This is a genomic window from Pelomonas baiyunensis, assembly GCF_043555935.1.
GTDB classification, from domain to species: Bacteria; Pseudomonadota; Gammaproteobacteria; order Burkholderiales; family Burkholderiaceae_C; genus Pelomonas; species Pelomonas baiyunensis.
The window spans coordinates 1-15,488 of sequence record NZ_JBIGIB010000002.1 but is presented as its reverse complement, the minus strand read 5'-3'; the positions used below and the strand labels follow the sequence as shown (position 1 = coordinate 15,488).

Genomic DNA, 15,488 nt, shown 5'->3' with positions numbered 1-15,488 from the left:
TCGTCACTCTCTGCAAGGCGGATGCCAGTCCACCAACACGGCCGAGGCGTCCAACTTGCGGGACGGGCCCGCCGCCTTGCGGGCGGGCGTGCCCAGCGCAATCCAGCCCAAAAGCGTCTCGCCGGGCGCGCAGAAGGCGGCCGCGATGGCGGCGTCGCGCACCTTGGCGCCGCTGAGCATCTTGCCGCCAAAGCCCAGTGCATGCGCGGCTGTCAGGAAGTTGGCGATGGCGCCGCCCACCGCAGCCCATTGCTCGTGCGCCGGCACCAGCGGGTGCCCCAGGTCGATGCGGGCCACCACGGCCACGGTCACCGGGGGCTTGAGCGCCCGCTCGGCGTCCAGCGTGGCGCCCTCCCCGCCTTTGCCGGCAGCGCGTGCGGCATCGGCAAACAAGCCGGCCATGCCCTGTTTTGCGGCGCCGCGCACCAGCTTGAACCGGTAAGGCACCAATTCGGCGTGGTCCGGTGCACGCAGCGCCGCCTCGGCCATCAGCGCGAGCTGCGCATCGCTCGGCCCGGGCTCCACCAGGTGCTTGGGGCCGACCGAATAGCGCGTCAGCAGCGCGTCGAGCGAGGCCGGCGCCGTGTTCATTTCAGCAAGCCTGCGTTTTCCGCCGCGGCCTTGATGCCGTCGTAGTTGGCCGGCTTGCTGGGGATGAACTTGGTGGCGCGCTGCAGGCCCAGGATCTCCTTGCCCTGCGGGGTGTTCGGGTCCAGCGCCAGGAATGCGGCCTTGATCTTGTCTTGCAGGGCCTGGGGCATGTCGGCGTGCACGCTCCAGTTGTAGTCAAAGTAAGGCGCCGTTGTGTAGAACACCTTGACGGCGGACGGGTCCACCTTCTTCTCGTTGACGAACTTCTCCCACACCGAGATGTTCAGCGCGCCGGCGTCCACCTTGCCGCTGGCCACGGCGGCGATGGTGGCGTCATGCGCACCGCTGAAGGCCACGCGCTTGAGGTCAACGTCGGGGTTGATCTTGGCGGCCAGCAGGAAGCTGCGCGGCATCAGGTGGCCCGAGGTGCTGCTGGCGGAGCCGAAGCTCAGCGTCTTGCCCTTCAGGTCTTCCAGCTTGTTGATGCCGCTCTTGGCATCGGTGATGAAGACGGAGCGGAACTTCTCGTCTTCCTCGCGCTGCACCAGCGGCACGATCTTGCCGCCCGAGCGCACGTTGGCCTGCACGAAGGTGAAACCGCCAAACCACGCGAGGTCGATCTTCTTGTTGACCACGGTTTCCACGGCGGCGGCGTAGTCGGTCACCGGCGTCCACTCCACCTTCATGCCCAGCTTGCTTTCCAGGTAGGCACCCAGCGGCGCGAACTTGCGGGCCAGTTCGGTGGGCGACTCGTCCGGAATGGCGGTGACCCGCAGCACCTGCTGCGCCTGCGCTGCCGCGCCCACCAGGGCCAGCGACACCACCACACCACGCGCCAGACCGGCGACGACACGAGTCAAATTCATTGCAGTTCTCCTGAGGGGAAAGGACGGGACGAAACGAAAAAGGCGTTCGGTCAGAACACCAACGTGGCCCAGGCCGGATCAGCGGCTCGGGCGGCAAATTGCACCGCGCCACCATGCTGGCGGGCGGCGGGAATCAAGTCGGCGTGCGTGAGGCCGTGGGCGGCCAGCGCATCGGTGCAGGCCAGAAAGCGAGCGCCGTGATCGAGCGCATCCTGCATCCAGGCGGCAATGGTTTTGTCAAAGCGCTCAGACGCTCGCAGGCGCTCGGCCACGCCGGGCTTGAGCAACAGCACCGAGCGCGCGGTGAAGTACACCTCCACCTGCAACTCCAACGCCGCACCGGCGGCCGCATGGGCAAACGGCGTGGCCAGGCGCACCGGGTCGGCCGGGTCGGCAGCCCAGAGCAACAAGGCCAAGCCGGTGCGGCTCATGCGGTGTCCAGCTGGTTGAGCCAGGCCCAACGCTGCATGGCCTCAGCCACGGCCAATTCGCCGATGGCAAGCCGGCCCTTGTCGGCGTCGAGCTCGGACGGCGCCAACTCAACCAGCCAGCCAACGTCGTACGGCGACTGGTGCACCAACTCCGGCCGCTCGTCCAACGCCTCGTTCACCCGCGTGACCGTGCCGGACAGCGGCGACTTCACCGACACGATGGACTTGGACAGCTCCACCACCCCGAGCGAGCGCCCCTGCTCCACCACACTGCCCACCGATTTGGGCCGACACATGTAGATGTCGCCCGACGCCTTGAGGCCCAGCGCCGTGATGCCCACGCGCACCGTGCCATCGTCCAGCGGCCGCGCCCAGGTCTGGTCGTCGATCCAGTACCAGAGGTCGTCGGGCAATTCCGCACCCGCGATCAGCACCGCACCTCCACGATGCATTTGGCGTTCAGTCGCCGTCGCGAGCGGCCCGAGGCTGTGGGGAGAAGCGCAGCCGTACTGGCGTACGGCGAGCATCGCAGACGCAGGATCGGGCTGCGCAGCCGGCGAATGAATGCCAAATGGCGGAGGGGCGTGGGAGTCGAACCCACCCAGGAGCGCATGGCGCCCCCCACCGGGTTTGAAGCCCGGCCGACACACCGGTGTCGTTGCCCCTCCAGTTGCATCACCCGGCCTCCGGCGTGAAGAGCGTGCTGTCCGCCCGCAGGCGGTGTTCGTCGCCCACACGGCGCAGCAGGCCGACGCGGTCGAAGTGTTCCAGGATTTGAATGGCCCTTTTGCGCCCCAGGCCTGTGGCGTCGCGAAACGCCGCGGCGGCCACGTGCCCGTGCTCGCCGGCCAGCCGGCGCACTGTAGCGGCCAGAGAGGTGGCGGTGGCGTGGTCGAGGTACAGGTCTTTCACCACCTGGTGCAGCTCACCCTGCTGGGCCAGCCGGGCCAGCGTGGCGCGCATCAGCGGTTCGGGCTCGGCGCAGTCCTTGGCCAGGTCACGCGCCCAGGCGCCTTCGGCACCGGCGGCCGCCAGGCGCGGGGCCACCTTTTGCGCGATGCGCTGCTCGGTGGCAGACAGCTGCACGCCATGCTCGGGCAGGTGCACGAACGCGCCGCGCACCGCAACGCGGCCGGTGGCGCGCAGGTCAGCCAGCACCTGGCGCCACAGCGCCTCGGCCATGCGCGGCGCCACCAGGCGGCGCAGGCGGGCGGCGTCCGGGCCGAGTTCGTCGGGCTGGCGGGCATGGAAGTCGGCCAGCGTGGCCAGCAAGCGCTGCGTGAGGGCCGCGCTTGCCGCGTCGCCCAACGCCCAGCCGTGCATCGGCTCGGCCAGGCCTTCGGCTTGCGCAAAGCGGGCCAGGTCCAGCCCACCCGTCAGCAGGCTCAGCAAGCGCTCCCGGCGCCGGGTGGGCGTGGGCAAGGCGCAGGCCGCCAGTTCGTCCAGCCGCTCGGGCGTGCGGCGGTAGCGGGCCGGTGCGAACGGGTCCAGCACCAGGCCGCCGGCCACGGTGCGCGTGGCGCCGGCATCGCGCAGCACGAGGCGGTCGCCCCGCCAGGCCCCCACACCGCCATGGCACACCAGCTGCACGCGCGCGGAACCGCCGGGCTCGATCGCCTCGGCATCCAGCACCGCCACGCTGGCCATCACGCTTTGGGCGCCCAGGTGCAGGTGCACCCGCGCGCCACTGCGCAGGGGCTTCTCTTCGCCGGGCCACAGGCGCAGTTCGGCGTCGAAGCGGTCGGTGGTGAGCGCCACGTGGGGTGCGGTCAGCCAGGCGCCACGCGGGGCTTCGTCTTTGGCAATGCCGGCCAGGGCGACGGCGCAGCGTTGGCCGGCCTGGGCGCGTTCCACCACCCGGTTCTGGGCATGCAGGCTGCGCACGCGGGCGCTGCGGCCGGCCAGCACCAACTCGTCGCCCACGGCGATTTCGCCCGCGTGCAGCGTGCCGGTGACGACCGTGCCCACGCCGTCCAGCGTGAAGGCGCGGTCCACCGCCAGGCGGGGGGCGAGGCCGTGCACATGGCGCGGCGGCAGGCGGCGGGCGGCGTCGAACAGCAACTCGCGCAACGACGCCACACCCTCGCCCGTGGTGGCGGACACGGGCACGATGGGCGCCGCGTCCAGCCCCGTGCCGGCCAGCAGGCTGCGCACTTCGTCAGTGAGGGCGGCAACGCGGCCGGGCTCGGCGCGGTCCACCTTGGTGAGGGCCACGGCGCCGTGGGTGAGGCTCAGCAGGCTCAACACGGCCAGGTGCTCGCGCGTCTGCGGCATCACGCCGTCGTCCGCCGCCACCAGCAGCAGCGCAAAGTCGATGCCGCTGGCGCCGGCCAGCATGGTGTGCACGAGTTTTTCGTGGCCCGGCACGTCGATGAAACCCAGCCGCTGGTCGTGGCCTGGCACGTCCAGGTAGGCGTAGCCCAGCTCGATGCTGATGCCGCGCGCCTTTTCCTCGGGCAGCCGGTCGGTGTCCACGCCGGTGAGTGCATGCACCAGCGTGGTCTTGCCGTGGTCGATGTGCCCGGCGGTGCCGACGATCATGGCGCCCCTCTCAAGCCAGCGACTCCTTCAGCACGCTCAGTTGCGAAGTCAGCGGCATCGGCTCTTCCAGGCATCGCAAGTCCAGCAGCAGGCGGGCTTCGTGGATGCGGCCGATCACCGGGCGCGGCAGCTCGCGCAGGACAACGGCCAGCGCTTCCAACGTGCGGCCGCGGCCGTCCACCGCGCTGAGGGCCAGGCCGGCCGAGGGCAGGCGGTCCACCGGCAGCGAGCCGGAGCCGATCTGGCTTTGCAGCGCCACCACCTCCACGGTGAAGCGCGGCGCCACCGCAGCCGCCACCGCCGGCAGCAGTTGCTGGGCGAGCGCAGCAATCTGGGCCTGCGGGCGGGTCAGCAAGCGCAGCGTGGGCAGGTCTTGCACCAGGCGCTCGGGCCGCAGGTACAGGCGCAGCGTGGCCTCCAGCGCCGCAAACGGCAGCTTGGACAGGCGCAGCGCCCGCTTCATGGGGTACTTGCGAATCTTGCCAACGGCGGCCTTGGTGCCCACGATCAGCCCCGCCTGCGGGCCGCCCAACAGCTTGTCGCCGCTGAAGGTCACCACATCGCAGCCGGCCGCCAGCATGGCCTGCGGCAGGGGCTCAGCGGGCAGGCCCCACTGGGCCAGGTCCACCAGCGCCCCGCTGCCGAGGTCGGTCATCAGCGGCACCCCGCCGGCATGGGCGATGGGGGCCAACGTGGCTTCATCCACGGACGCGGTGAAGCCCTGCACCGCGTAGTTGCTGGTGTGCACCTTCACGATGAGGCCGGTGCGCGGGTTCAACGCGGCTTGGTAGTCGCGTGGGTGGGTGCGGTTGGTGGTGCCCACCTCCACCAGCGTGGCGCCTGCGGCGGCCATCACATCCGGCATGCGGAAGGCGCCGCCGATTTCCACCAATTCGCCGCGCGACACGATGGCCTCCTGGCCCCGCGCCAGCGCGGCGATGCCCAGCAGCACCGCGGCGGCGTTGTTGTTGACGACGGTGGCGGCTTCAGCCCCGGTCAGTTCGCAGAGCAGGTCTTCGATCAGGTCGTCGCGGTCACCGCGGGCGCCGGTGGCCAGATCGAATTCCAGGTTGTTGGGCGAGCCGGTGAGGGCCAGCACCTGCTGCAGCGCCGCATCGGCCAGCAGCGAGCGGCCGAGGTTGGTGTGAATGACCGTGCCGGTGAGGTTGAGCACCGCGCGCATGTGCGGCTGCATGCGGGCCGTGACTCGCGCCGCCAGCGTTTGCGGCAGCGTGTCCAATTCGGCGCGCGGCAGCTCGCCCGCCACGGCCCGGGCGCGAAGGCCGTCCAGCAGCGCCCTCGCCTCGCGGGCCACCAGCGTGTGGCCGTGCTCGGCCACCACCGGCGCACATTCGCGCAGCAGCTTGTCGAGTGCGGGGAGGTCTTTGGGGGCCGCGTTGTCGGGGGCCTTGGAACCGTGAACCACGGATTCGTCGGGCGCCACGATCAATGCCCTCGACCGGGTGGCGGCGCGCTGTCGTCGGGCTCGCCGAACAGCAGCAGCAGGTTCACCGCGTGACGCTGGTGGCCACCGCCATCGCCGTCGCCGCTGACGAGCAGGTCCAGTGTCAACGTGGCGAGGTCGTCGGCCACGGGCTCGATGCCGTTGTCGCGCGCCGGGTGCATGAGCTTGAGGTAGTGGCCGCACTCGCTGCAGCACTCGGCCTGCACGGCCGGTTGCGACTCGGCCTGGGCACCGTCAGCCGCCACCAGGCTTTGGAGCGAGATGCCCTTGGTGCTTTGGCAATGCGTGCACTTGATGCGCACGTAGTGCCACTGCATGGCGCACAGCCCGCAGGCCAGGTAGCGCGCCCCTTCAGCGCCCAGCCGCTCCACGGAAGCCACGGGGCGTGAGCCGCAGCAGGGGCAGGCGGTGGCGTCGTCAATGCGGCCGAAGGGGGCCACCGGGGCGCCGTCGAACGCCCGCGCCGTTTGCTGCACCAACTGCACAAAGTACAGCTGCAGGCCGGCGGCGATGAGCGGCGCCGTGGCCATGTCCAGCCCCAGCATCACACCATTCAGCAAGCGCCCGGCCTGGGTTTCCAGATGCTCGTCGCTCGCGGCCGCCAACTCCAGCACCGCGTTTTGCGCCGGGCCCGCTGCGAGGCGCGTCGACAGGTCGCGCAGCAAGGCCCGCAAAGCGTCGCGCCAGGCGGGGTCACGGGCCCAGCTGCTGGCCGGCAGCAGGGGCACGCCGTCGCGGGCGGCGGCATCCACCTGCTCGGGCGTGGGCAGCACGCGCGGCTGGCCGGCAGCCAACGCCCGGTGCTGGGCGTCGGCCAACTCGGCCACGAACATCAGGAAGTCGCCCATCGCGTGCCCCGGCGCCAGCGCCCGAAGGCGCAGGGCACGGGCCGCGAACACCCCCGCGTCGGGCAGGTGCAGGAAGGTCAGCTGTTCGCCCGCGCGAACCGCGATTTCTTCCGGGCTGAGGAGCTTGCTGGTGTTCGCCGTCACTGTTTGCCTGTCATCTCACGGTGCCACAGCGCGTGATTCTGACGCGCCCAGCCCTCGGTCACGGTGCCGCGCGTCATGGCGCGAACCGTGCCCTTGACCCAGATCGCCGCGTACACGTGGACGATCACCGACAGCACCAGCACCGTGGCCGACACGGCGTGGAGCAGCACGGCGATCCGTCGCGCCAGGATGGGGAAGCTGTCCGCAAACCAGGGCTGCCAGAAGACGAACCCGGTCAACACCAGCACTGCCAGACTGACCACCATCACCCAGAACACCTGCTTTTGACCGGCGTTGTAGCGCCCGACCGGCGGCATGCGGCTCTTGTCACCGCGCAGCATGTCACCGGTGTGCTTCATCCACTCGCGGTCGGCCTCGGTCATCACGTTGTGACGCCAAAGCTTGAGGAAGAGCACGAAGAAGCACGCGGCCATCAGCAAGCCCATGAAGGGATGCAGGATGCGCGCCCAAGTGCCGCCCCCGAACAGCGCCGTCAGGAAGAACAGGCTGGGGTGAAAGAACGCCAAGCCCGAAAGCCCGGCACCGAGGAAGAACAGCACGATCAACCAGTGGTTGGTGCGCTCGCCAGCGTTGTAGCGCTGCAGAAAGCGTGTAGCCATGTTGCGCTCCGGTCAGGCAGTGGGTTGATCGGCATCCTTGCGGCCGGCATTGCGGTCGGCGCTTGGATCGTCCGGGTCCTCGATGGGGCCAACGCGGGTGTAGTGGAAGAACCCCGCCACCGCCGCACCAATCATGGCGGCCACCGCCAGCGGCTTGGCCACACCCTTCCACAACGACACCAGCGGGCTGATCTTGGGCTCAGCCGGCAGGCCGTGGTACAGCTCCGGCTTGTCCGCATGCTGCAGCACGTACACCACGTGGGTGCCGCCCACGCCCTGAGGGTCGTAGACGCCCGCGTTGGCGAAGCCCCGGTCCTTGAGGTCAGTCACGCGCTCGGCACCGTAGTCGAGCATGTCTTCCTTGGTGCCAAAGCGGATGGCGCCCGTGGGGCAGGCCTTGGCGCACGCAGGCTCAAGGCCCACGCCCACGCGGTCAGAACACAGGCTGCACTTGTAGGCCTTGTTGTCGACCTTGCTCAGGCGCGGCACGTCGAACGGGCAGCCCGTCACGCAGTTGCCGCAGCCGACGCAGTGCTCGGAGATGAAGTCCACGATGCCGTTCGTGTACTTCACGATGGCGCCGGGGGCCGGGCAGCTTTTCAGGCAGCCCGGGTCCTCGCAGTGCATGCAGCCGTCCTTGCGGATCAGCCACTCGAGCTTGTCCTTCTCGACCTCGACTTCAGAGAACCGCATCACCGTCCAGCTTTGGGCGGACAGATCACGCGGGTTGTCGTAGGTGCCGACGTTGTCGCCCACGTCGTCACGCAGGTCGTTCCACTGCATGCACGCCACCTGGCAGGCCTTGCAGCCAATGCAGGAGGACACGTCGATGAGCTTGGCCACTTCAGCAACGTGCGTGCGGGCCTGGGTGGACGGCGTGGTGGTGGCCGAGCGCTTGGCGATGTCCAGAGATTGAAGGGAGGACATGGTCAGGCCTTTTCAATGTTGACGGTGAAGCTCTTGAACTCGGGGGTCTGCGTGTTGGCGTCGCCCACGAAGGGGGTCAGCGTGTTCACGAGATACCCGGGTTTGGCCACACCCACAAAGCCCCAGTGGTTGGGCAAGCCCACGGTGTGGACACGTTTGCCGTCCACATCGAGCGAAGCGATTCGCTTGGTCACCACCACCACCGCCTTGATGAAGCCGCGGTTGCTGCTCACCTTCACCCAATCGCCATTGGCGATGCCCTTGTCCTTGGCCAGCTCCTCGCCAATTTCCACGAACTGCTGCGGCTGGATGACCGCGTTGCTGCGGACGTTCTTGGTCCAGTAGTGGAAATGCTCGGTCAGGCGATAGGACGTCGCCACGTACGGGAAGTCCTTGGGCGTGCCGAAGGCTTCCATGTCGCCCTTGAACACCCGCGCGGCCGGATTGCTCTTGGCCGTGGGGTTGTTCGGGTGCATGGGGTTGGCCAGCAGCGGCGTCTCGAACGGCTCGTAGTGCTCGGGCAGCGGACCTTCGGCCATGCCGGTGGGCGCGAACAGGCGTGCCACGCCTTCGGCCGTCATGATGAACGGGCGCACGGCGTCGGCATCGGTCGGGTTGGCGTCCGGCCGGATGTCCGGCACATCCGAGCCGCCCCACTTCTCACCGTTCCAGGCCACCAGGCGCCGCTTGGCGTTCCAGGGCTTGCCGGTGGGGTCGCACGACGCGGCGTTGTAGAGCACCCGGCGGTTCGCCGGCCAGGCCCAGGCCCAGTTCAGCGTTTGGCCAATGCCCCACGGGTCGGCGTTGTCGCGGCGGGCCATCTGGTTGCCCGCTTGCGTCCAGGCACCGGCATAGATCCAGCAGCCCGACGAGGTGGAACCGTCGTCCCGCAGCTGGCCGAAGCCGGCGATCTGGTCGCCCGCCTTCACCAGCACCTTGGTCGGGTCTTTGGGGTCCAGCACATCGCCCAAGGCCTTGCCGTTGTACTCCTTGGCCAACTCCTCCGCGGAAGGATTGGTGGGCTGGGCATACGGCCAGGTCAGGTTGAGGATGGGGTCGGGGAAGGCACCGCCCTCCTTCACGTAGGCCGCCTTCAGGCGCGTGAAGAGGTGGGCAATGATTTCCGGGTCGCCCTTGGCTTCACCCGGAGGCTCCGCGCCCTTCCAGTGCCACTGCAACCAGCGGCCGGAGTTGGTGAGCGAGCCGTCTTCCTCGGCAAAGCAGGTGCTCGGGAAGCGGAACACCGTGGTCTGGATGTCCTCGCTCTTCACGTCGTGGTGCTCGCCGTGGTTCTTCCAGAACTCGGCGGTTTCGGTGATGAGCGGGTCGATGATGACCAGGTACTTGAGCTTGGACAGGCCCGCGACGATCTTCTTCTTGTTCGGGAAGGAGCCGACCGGGTTGAAGCCCTGGCAGATGTAGCCGTTGAGCTTGCCCTGGTTCATGAGCTCGAAGGCCTGGAGCACGTCGTAGGCCTTGTCCCACTTGGGCAGGTAGTGGAAGGCCCACTCGTTCTCGGCCGTGGCCGCCTTGCCCCACCAGGCTTTCTGATGGCTCACGAAGAACTTGGGGTAGTTCTGCCAGAAGCTCATCTGGCCCGGCCGCAGGGGCTTGACCGCGCGAGGCTTGTAGTAAGTCTCCAGGTCTTGCTCGCTCTCGCGCGGCAGGCTCATGTAGCCCGTCATGGAGGTGGAGAGCAGGCCCAGGTCGGTGAGGCCCTGGATGTTCGAGTGGCCGCGCAGCGCGTTCATACCACCACCCGGCAGACCGATGTTGCCCAGCAGCAGCTGCATGATGGCCGCGGTGCGGATCATCTGCGAGCCCTGGCTGTGCTGTGTCCAGCCCAGGGCGTACATGATGGTCATCACCTTGTTGGGCTTCGAGGTCTCCGCGATCATTTCGCACACCTTCAGGAACTTGTCCTTCGGCGTGCCGGTGATCTTGCTGACCAACTCCGGCGTGTAGCGCGCGTAGTGCGCCTTCATCACGTTGAGCACGCAGCGCGGGTGTTCCAGCGTCGGGTCGACCTTGGCAAAGCCCTTGTCGTCCAGCTCGTAGCCCCAGCTCTTGTTGTCGTAGCGACGCTTGGCTTCGTCGTAGCCACTGAACAGGCCGTCGTTGAACTTGTAGTCCTCGCCCACGATGAAGCTGGCGTTGGTGTAGTTCTTGACGTACTCCGCCTGGATCTTGTTGTTGCTCAGCAGGTAGTTGACGACACCGGCCAGGAAGGCGATGTCGGACCCCGCCCGGATGGGGGCGTAGTAATCGCTCATGGACGCCGACCGCGTAAAGCGGGGGTCGACCACGATCAACTTGGCCTTGTTGTGGTGCTTGGCCTCAATGACCCACTTGAACCCGCAGGGGTGGGCCTCGGCGGCATTGCCGCCCATGATCAGCACGAGGTCGGCGTTCTTGATGTCCACCCAATGGTTGGTCATCGCACCGCGCCCAAACGTCGGGGCCAGACTGGCCACCGTCGGGGCGTGTCAAACGCGCGCCTGGTTGTCGAAGACGAGCATCCCCATCGAGCGCATCGCCTTGTGGGTGATGTAGCCCGCTTCGTTGGAGGATGCGCTCGCGCAGAGCATGCCGGTGGTGAGCCAGCGGTTGACGGTCTTGCCGTCGGCGTTGGTGGCCTGGAAGTTGGCGTCGCGGTCGGCCTTCATCAGCTTGACCAGGCGATCCATCGCCTCGTCCCAGCTCACGCGCTTCCATTCCTTGCTGCCCGGCTCGCGAATCTCCGGGAACTTCAGCCGGTTGGGGCTGTGCACGAAGTCGAGCAGGCCGGCGCCCTTCGGGCACAGCGTGCCGCGGTTGACCGGGTGGTCCGGGTCACCTTCGATGTGGATGATGGACGACGTGACGTTCTTCGCCTTGTCGCCCAGGCTGTACATGATGATCCCGCAGCCCACCGAGCAGTAGGGGCAGGTGTTGCGGGTTTCAGTGGCCCGGGAGAGTTTGAAGTTGCGCGTCTCGGCCAGCGCGGCCGTTGGCGAAAACCCAAGCGCGACCAGGCTGGATGCAGCCAGCCCCGCGCCACTCACCCGGAAGAAGTGCCTCCGGTTCATGTCCATGGGAGTCGTCTCCTGAGGCCTGAGCCTCACGTCCTAAACATTGATGATCGACGCCGGCACGCGGCAGCGCCCGCATTTCTCCACAATCGACTCGGCTTGTCCAATAGGCTTTACACCTCCTCACCGATTGGGTGGGACATTCCAGCCCGTCAGGGTGATGTCAGGAAATTGGAACGTCAGGTGCCCTTGGAAATCGAGATGCTGGGGAACTTGCTGGAGTAGTCCTTGCCCTGGCCCGCGATCTTCACGGCCACCTTGCGCGCCAGCGCCCGGTACAGGCCCGCGGCCTCGCTGTCGGGCTCGGCCACCACAGTGGGGCGGCCCGAGTCCGCCTGGGCGCGGATGTTCATGGCCAGGGGCAGCGAACCCAACAGTACCGTGCCATACTGGGTGGCCATCTTCTGGCCGCCCTCGGCGCCGAAGATGTGCTCCGCGTGGCCGCAGTTCGAGCAGATGTGCACCGCCATGTTCTCGACGATGCCGAGGATGGGCACGCCCACCTTCTCGAACATCTTCAGGCCCTTCTTGGCGTCGATGAGGGCGATGTCCTGCGGCGTGGTCACGATGACGGCGCCGGTCACCGGCACGCGCTGCGACAGCGTGAGTTGGATGTCGCCGGTGCCGGGCGGCATGTCCACCACCAGGTAGTCCAGCTCCTGCCAGCGGGTCTGGCGCAGCAGCTGCTCCAGCGCCTGCGTGGCCATGGGGCCGCGCCAGATCATGGCCTGGTCGTCATCCACCAGGAAGCCGATGGAGTTGACCTGCAGACCGTGGGCGATGTGCGGCTCCATGGTTTGGCCATCCAGCGTCTCGGGGCGGCCGCTGGTGCCCAGCATGGTGGGCTGGCTGGGGCCATAGATATCGGCATCCAGCACGCCCACCTTGGCGCCCTCGGCGGCCAGCGCCAGCGCCAGGTTGGCGGCCGTGGTGCTCTTGCCCACGCCGCCCTTGCCCGAGGCCACGGCAATGATGTTCTTCACGCCCGGCAGCAGCTGCACGCCGCGCTGCACCGCGTGCGCCACCACCTTGGTGGAGATGCTGACGCTGACGTTGCCCACACCCGGCAGTGCCCGCGCTGCGGCAATGACGGCCGCGCGCAGGCTGGCGTGCTGGCTGGCAGCGGGGTAGCCCAGTTCAATGTCCACGCTGACGTCCGCACCGTCCACGCGCACGGTGCGCAGCGCCTTGCTGTCGCCCAGCGTGCGGCCACTGCCGGGGTCCGTCACGGCTTGCAGAAGGGGTTGCAGCTGGGCTTCTGTGATCGCGGTCATGGCGGTGCGGGCTTGTGAATCTGAGGGGCGCGCAGTCTAGCCCGGGGGGTGTTCCCGGCTTCCGCGCAGGCCCATGAGCGGCCCCGGCAGCGTTGATGGCCACCATGACTTTTGACTGAATCGGTAAAGAAGATTTGCGTTAACGCGCAGGCCACAAGCGGCGGCGCCCCGCATGGCAAGCTGACGGGCTATGCACACGCCACGCCCCAGCCTCAACGTTCTGGCCGCCGCCTTGCTCGCGGGCGCCGCCCTGCCCGCCGCCCAAGCGCAAACCCAACCCCAGGGCCAGCCCCAAAGCCGCCCCGCCGCGCCCGACGCCGCCGCCAGCGCGCCCGCCCCGGCGGCCAAGGCCGGCGAGCAGCTCAAGCGCGTGGAGATCAGCGGCACGGCGAGTGACGAGTCCATCCGCAAGGCCTCCACGGCCAGCAAGATCGTCGTGACCCGCGAGGAGATCGAGAAGTTCGGCGACAGCACCCTGGGCGAGGTGCTCAAGCGCCTGCCTGGCGTCACCACCGGCGGCCGCCCGGGGCGCGGCGGCGACATCCGCATGCGCGGCATGGGAGGTGGCTACACGCAAATCCTGGTGAACGGCGAGCGCATGCCGCCCGGCTTCTCGCTGGACCAACTACCCCCCGAGCAGGTGGAACGCATCGAGGTGCTGCGCGCACCGACCGCCGAGTACGGCACGCGCGCGGTGGCGGGCACCATCAACGTGGTGCTGCGCGAGGCGCTGAAGCGCACGCTCAACGAGTTCCGCGCCGGGTTTGCCACCGAGCGCGGGCAGATCAGCCCGGGCATCGGCTGGAGCCGCAACGACACCTTCGGCGAAGGCCATGCCTACAACCTGACCGTCAATGCCATGCAGGCCAAGCGGTTGGATGACGTCATCAACGACACCCTCACCCACTCGGTGGCGGCCAACACCGACAGCCTGCTCGTGTCGCGAGGGCGCAGCGAGGAAGACCGCAAGGCGCTGAACCTGACGGGCCGGGTGCAGTTCAAGCTCAACGGCACCGACAGCCTGGCCATCCAGCCTTTCATCGTGTCGAGCCGCTCCACCACGGACTCGCAGCTGCAGCAAACCACCACGCCCACACCGAACCCGCGCCCGGCCGGGTTCTTCGACAGCGTGGACACGCAAGGCGACAACCGCTTCACCATGGCGCGCCTGAACGCCCAGTGGCAAAGCCGCCTGAGCAGCGAGACGCGCGTGGAAGCCCGCGCCGGTGTGGGCCGCGCCCGGGCCGACGCGCACAGCGTGCGCCAGGAGCGACTGGCAGGCGCAGCCACCCGCCTGCAGGAAGACACCACCGCCAGCCACGACAACAGCTGGAGCGCACTGGCCAAGCTGTCGCACAACCTGGGCGACGAACACTCGCTGGTGACCGGCTTCGAGGCCGAGGGCAACACCCGGCACCAGAACCGCGTGACCTTGGTCAATGGCGCTCCGCAGGCCGGACTGGACGACTTCGGCGATGACCTGGACGCCGCCTCGACCCGGCTCGCCGCCTACGCGCAAGACGAATGGAGCGTGGGCAAACGCTGGGACTTCTACGCCGGCGCCCGCTGGGAGGGCATCCGCACCCGCTCCAGCGCTGCCACGTACGACGCGCGCAACACCTCCAGCGTGTTCACGCCGCTGGCCCACGCCCGCTACAAGCTGGACGACCGCGGCCGCGACCTGATCCGGGCCAGCCTGACCCGCAGCTACCGCAGCCCGCAGCTGCAAGACCTGATCGCGCGCCCCACCATCAACAGCCAGGTGCCCCACCAGGCCAACACCCCTGACCGCGCCGGCAACCCCGACCTGAAGCCCGAACTGGCCACCGGCGTGGAGGTGGGTGTGGAGCACTACCTGAGCAAGGGTGGCCTGCTGAGCGCGAACTTCTTCGCCCGGCGCATCACCAACCTGATGCGCACCGTGACTGCCCTGGAAACCGTGCCCTGGGCCGCCACCCAGCGCTGGGTGGCCCGCCCGCAGAACATCGGCAAGGCCTCCACCGCGGGGCTGGAGCTGGAAGCACGCTTCCGGCTGGACGAGTACTTCGACAACGCCTGGCCGATCAATGTGCGCAGCAACTTCAGCTTCTTCACCTCCAAGGTGGACGGCATTTCAGGCCCGAACAACCACATCGACGGCCAACCCAAGGCAACCGCCAACCTGGGCGCCGACTACCGCCTGCGTTCACTGCCACTCACGCTCGGCGCCTCGCTGAACTGGACGCCCTCCACGACCATCCAGCAAACGCTGATCACCGAAAGCACCGCCAGCCGCAAGGCGGTGGTGGACGCCTTCGCACTGTGGGCGATCAACCCGGAGCAGTCGTTGCGGGTGTCGGCGAGCAACCTGTCGGCGATGGACTACTTCACGGGGTCGGTCATCAACACGGGCGATCAGCTGATCACGTCGCGCAGTGGGGGGCCGAGTTATACGCAGTGGCAGGTGCGGTGGGAGATGAAGATTTGAGCGCTCGGGTGGGCGCCGACTGGGTTGATGGGTTGGATGCTTTTGCCAAGAGCCTTTGGACTCGGTGCACCGTGCCGGGAGTCCCGCCCGGCGGCGGGGTAACTTTCTTCTGCTGCGCTGTTTAGACCGGAGACATGGGTAACACCCGTGCCAGGACATGGGTAACGCGTTCTCAAGTGTCCAACAGAGGCTCACGTAGGTCGAACTGCGTGAAGCGCTGATGGCAGAAGTACACGTCGTACA

12 protein-coding genes and 1 tRNA gene are annotated in these 15,488 nt (G+C 68.2%); 1 reads left to right on the top strand and 12 read right to left on the bottom strand.

All coding sequences use genetic code 11. The annotated features are described in order from the left end of the window. Positions 1 to 3: 3 nt before the first annotated feature. From ACG01O_RS06450 to apbC, 12 genes are all read right to left on the bottom strand, one after another. Positions 4 to 591 carry a nitroreductase family protein gene (locus ACG01O_RS06450; RefSeq protein ID WP_394382589.1) on the bottom strand — a complete coding sequence of 196 codons (588 nt, stop codon included), beginning with the start codon at positions 589 to 591 and terminating at the stop codon, positions 4 to 6. Then, entirely contained in the window at positions 588 to 1,457 is an 870-nt protein-coding gene (locus ACG01O_RS06445) for a putative selenate ABC transporter substrate-binding protein (protein ID WP_394382586.1), read from the bottom strand. The genes ACG01O_RS06450 and ACG01O_RS06445 overlap by 4 nt, the downstream gene beginning before the upstream one ends. 50 nt (positions 1,458 to 1,507) lie before the next feature. After that, a complete protein-coding gene (locus ACG01O_RS06440) occupies positions 1,508 to 1,888 on the bottom strand; it encodes a DsrE family protein (RefSeq protein ID WP_394382584.1) in 381 nt (126 codons plus the stop codon). Continuing rightward, positions 1,885 to 2,340, bottom strand: a complete 456-nt coding sequence (locus ACG01O_RS06435; RefSeq protein WP_394382581.1) for a glycine cleavage system protein H — start codon at positions 2,338 to 2,340, stop codon at positions 1,885 to 1,887. The genes ACG01O_RS06440 and ACG01O_RS06435 overlap by 4 nt, the downstream gene beginning before the upstream one ends. A gap of 120 nt (positions 2,341 to 2,460) precedes the next feature. Continuing rightward, positions 2,461 to 2,556, bottom strand: a tRNA-Sec gene (locus ACG01O_RS06430). A gap of 7 nt (positions 2,557 to 2,563) precedes the next feature. Further along, the gene (selB, locus tag ACG01O_RS06425) at positions 2,564 to 4,429 is read right to left on the bottom strand and encodes a selenocysteine-specific translation elongation factor (RefSeq protein WP_394382578.1); all 1,866 of its coding nucleotides are present in this window, start codon (positions 4,427 to 4,429) and stop codon (positions 2,564 to 2,566) included. Positions 4,430 to 4,439: 10 nt separating this feature from the next. Next, positions 4,440 to 5,855 (bottom strand): L-seryl-tRNA(Sec) selenium transferase, encoded by a 1,416-nt coding sequence (gene selA / locus ACG01O_RS06420; protein ID WP_394382575.1) that lies wholly within the window; start codon positions 5,853 to 5,855, stop codon positions 4,440 to 4,442. 20 nt (positions 5,856 to 5,875) lie between these two features. Further along, on the bottom strand, positions 5,876 to 6,886 hold the full coding sequence (gene fdhE, locus ACG01O_RS06415; RefSeq protein ID WP_394382574.1) for a formate dehydrogenase accessory protein FdhE: 1,011 nt from the start codon (positions 6,884 to 6,886) through the stop codon (positions 5,876 to 5,878). Continuing rightward, positions 6,883 to 7,506 carry a formate dehydrogenase subunit gamma gene (locus ACG01O_RS06410; protein ID WP_394382572.1) on the bottom strand — a complete coding sequence of 208 codons (624 nt, stop codon included), beginning with the start codon at positions 7,504 to 7,506 and terminating at the stop codon, positions 6,883 to 6,885. Before ACG01O_RS06410 ends, fdhE begins: the two co-directional genes overlap by 4 nt. Before the next feature lie 12 nt (positions 7,507 to 7,518). After that, the gene (gene fdxH / locus ACG01O_RS06405; RefSeq protein WP_394382570.1) at positions 7,519 to 8,433 is read right to left on the bottom strand and encodes a formate dehydrogenase subunit beta; all 915 of its coding nucleotides are present in this window, start codon (positions 8,431 to 8,433) and stop codon (positions 7,519 to 7,521) included. 2 nt (positions 8,434 to 8,435) lie between these two features. Then, positions 8,436 to 11,507 carry a formate dehydrogenase-N subunit alpha gene (gene fdnG / locus ACG01O_RS06400; protein WP_394382568.1) on the bottom strand — a complete coding sequence of 1,024 codons (3,072 nt, stop codon included), beginning with the start codon at positions 11,505 to 11,507 and terminating at the stop codon, positions 8,436 to 8,438. Between the two features lie 176 nt (positions 11,508 to 11,683). After that, the gene (apbC, locus tag ACG01O_RS06395; protein WP_394382565.1) at positions 11,684 to 12,778 is read right to left on the bottom strand and encodes an iron-sulfur cluster carrier protein ApbC; all 1,095 of its coding nucleotides are present in this window, start codon (positions 12,776 to 12,778) and stop codon (positions 11,684 to 11,686) included. Positions 12,779 to 12,968: 190 nt separating this feature from the next. Between apbC and ACG01O_RS06390 the strand changes: the two genes are divergently transcribed. Continuing rightward, entirely contained in the window at positions 12,969 to 15,245 is a 2,277-nt protein-coding gene (locus ACG01O_RS06390; RefSeq protein WP_394382563.1) for a TonB-dependent receptor plug domain-containing protein, read from the top strand. Positions 15,246 to 15,488: the final 243 nt, after the last annotated feature.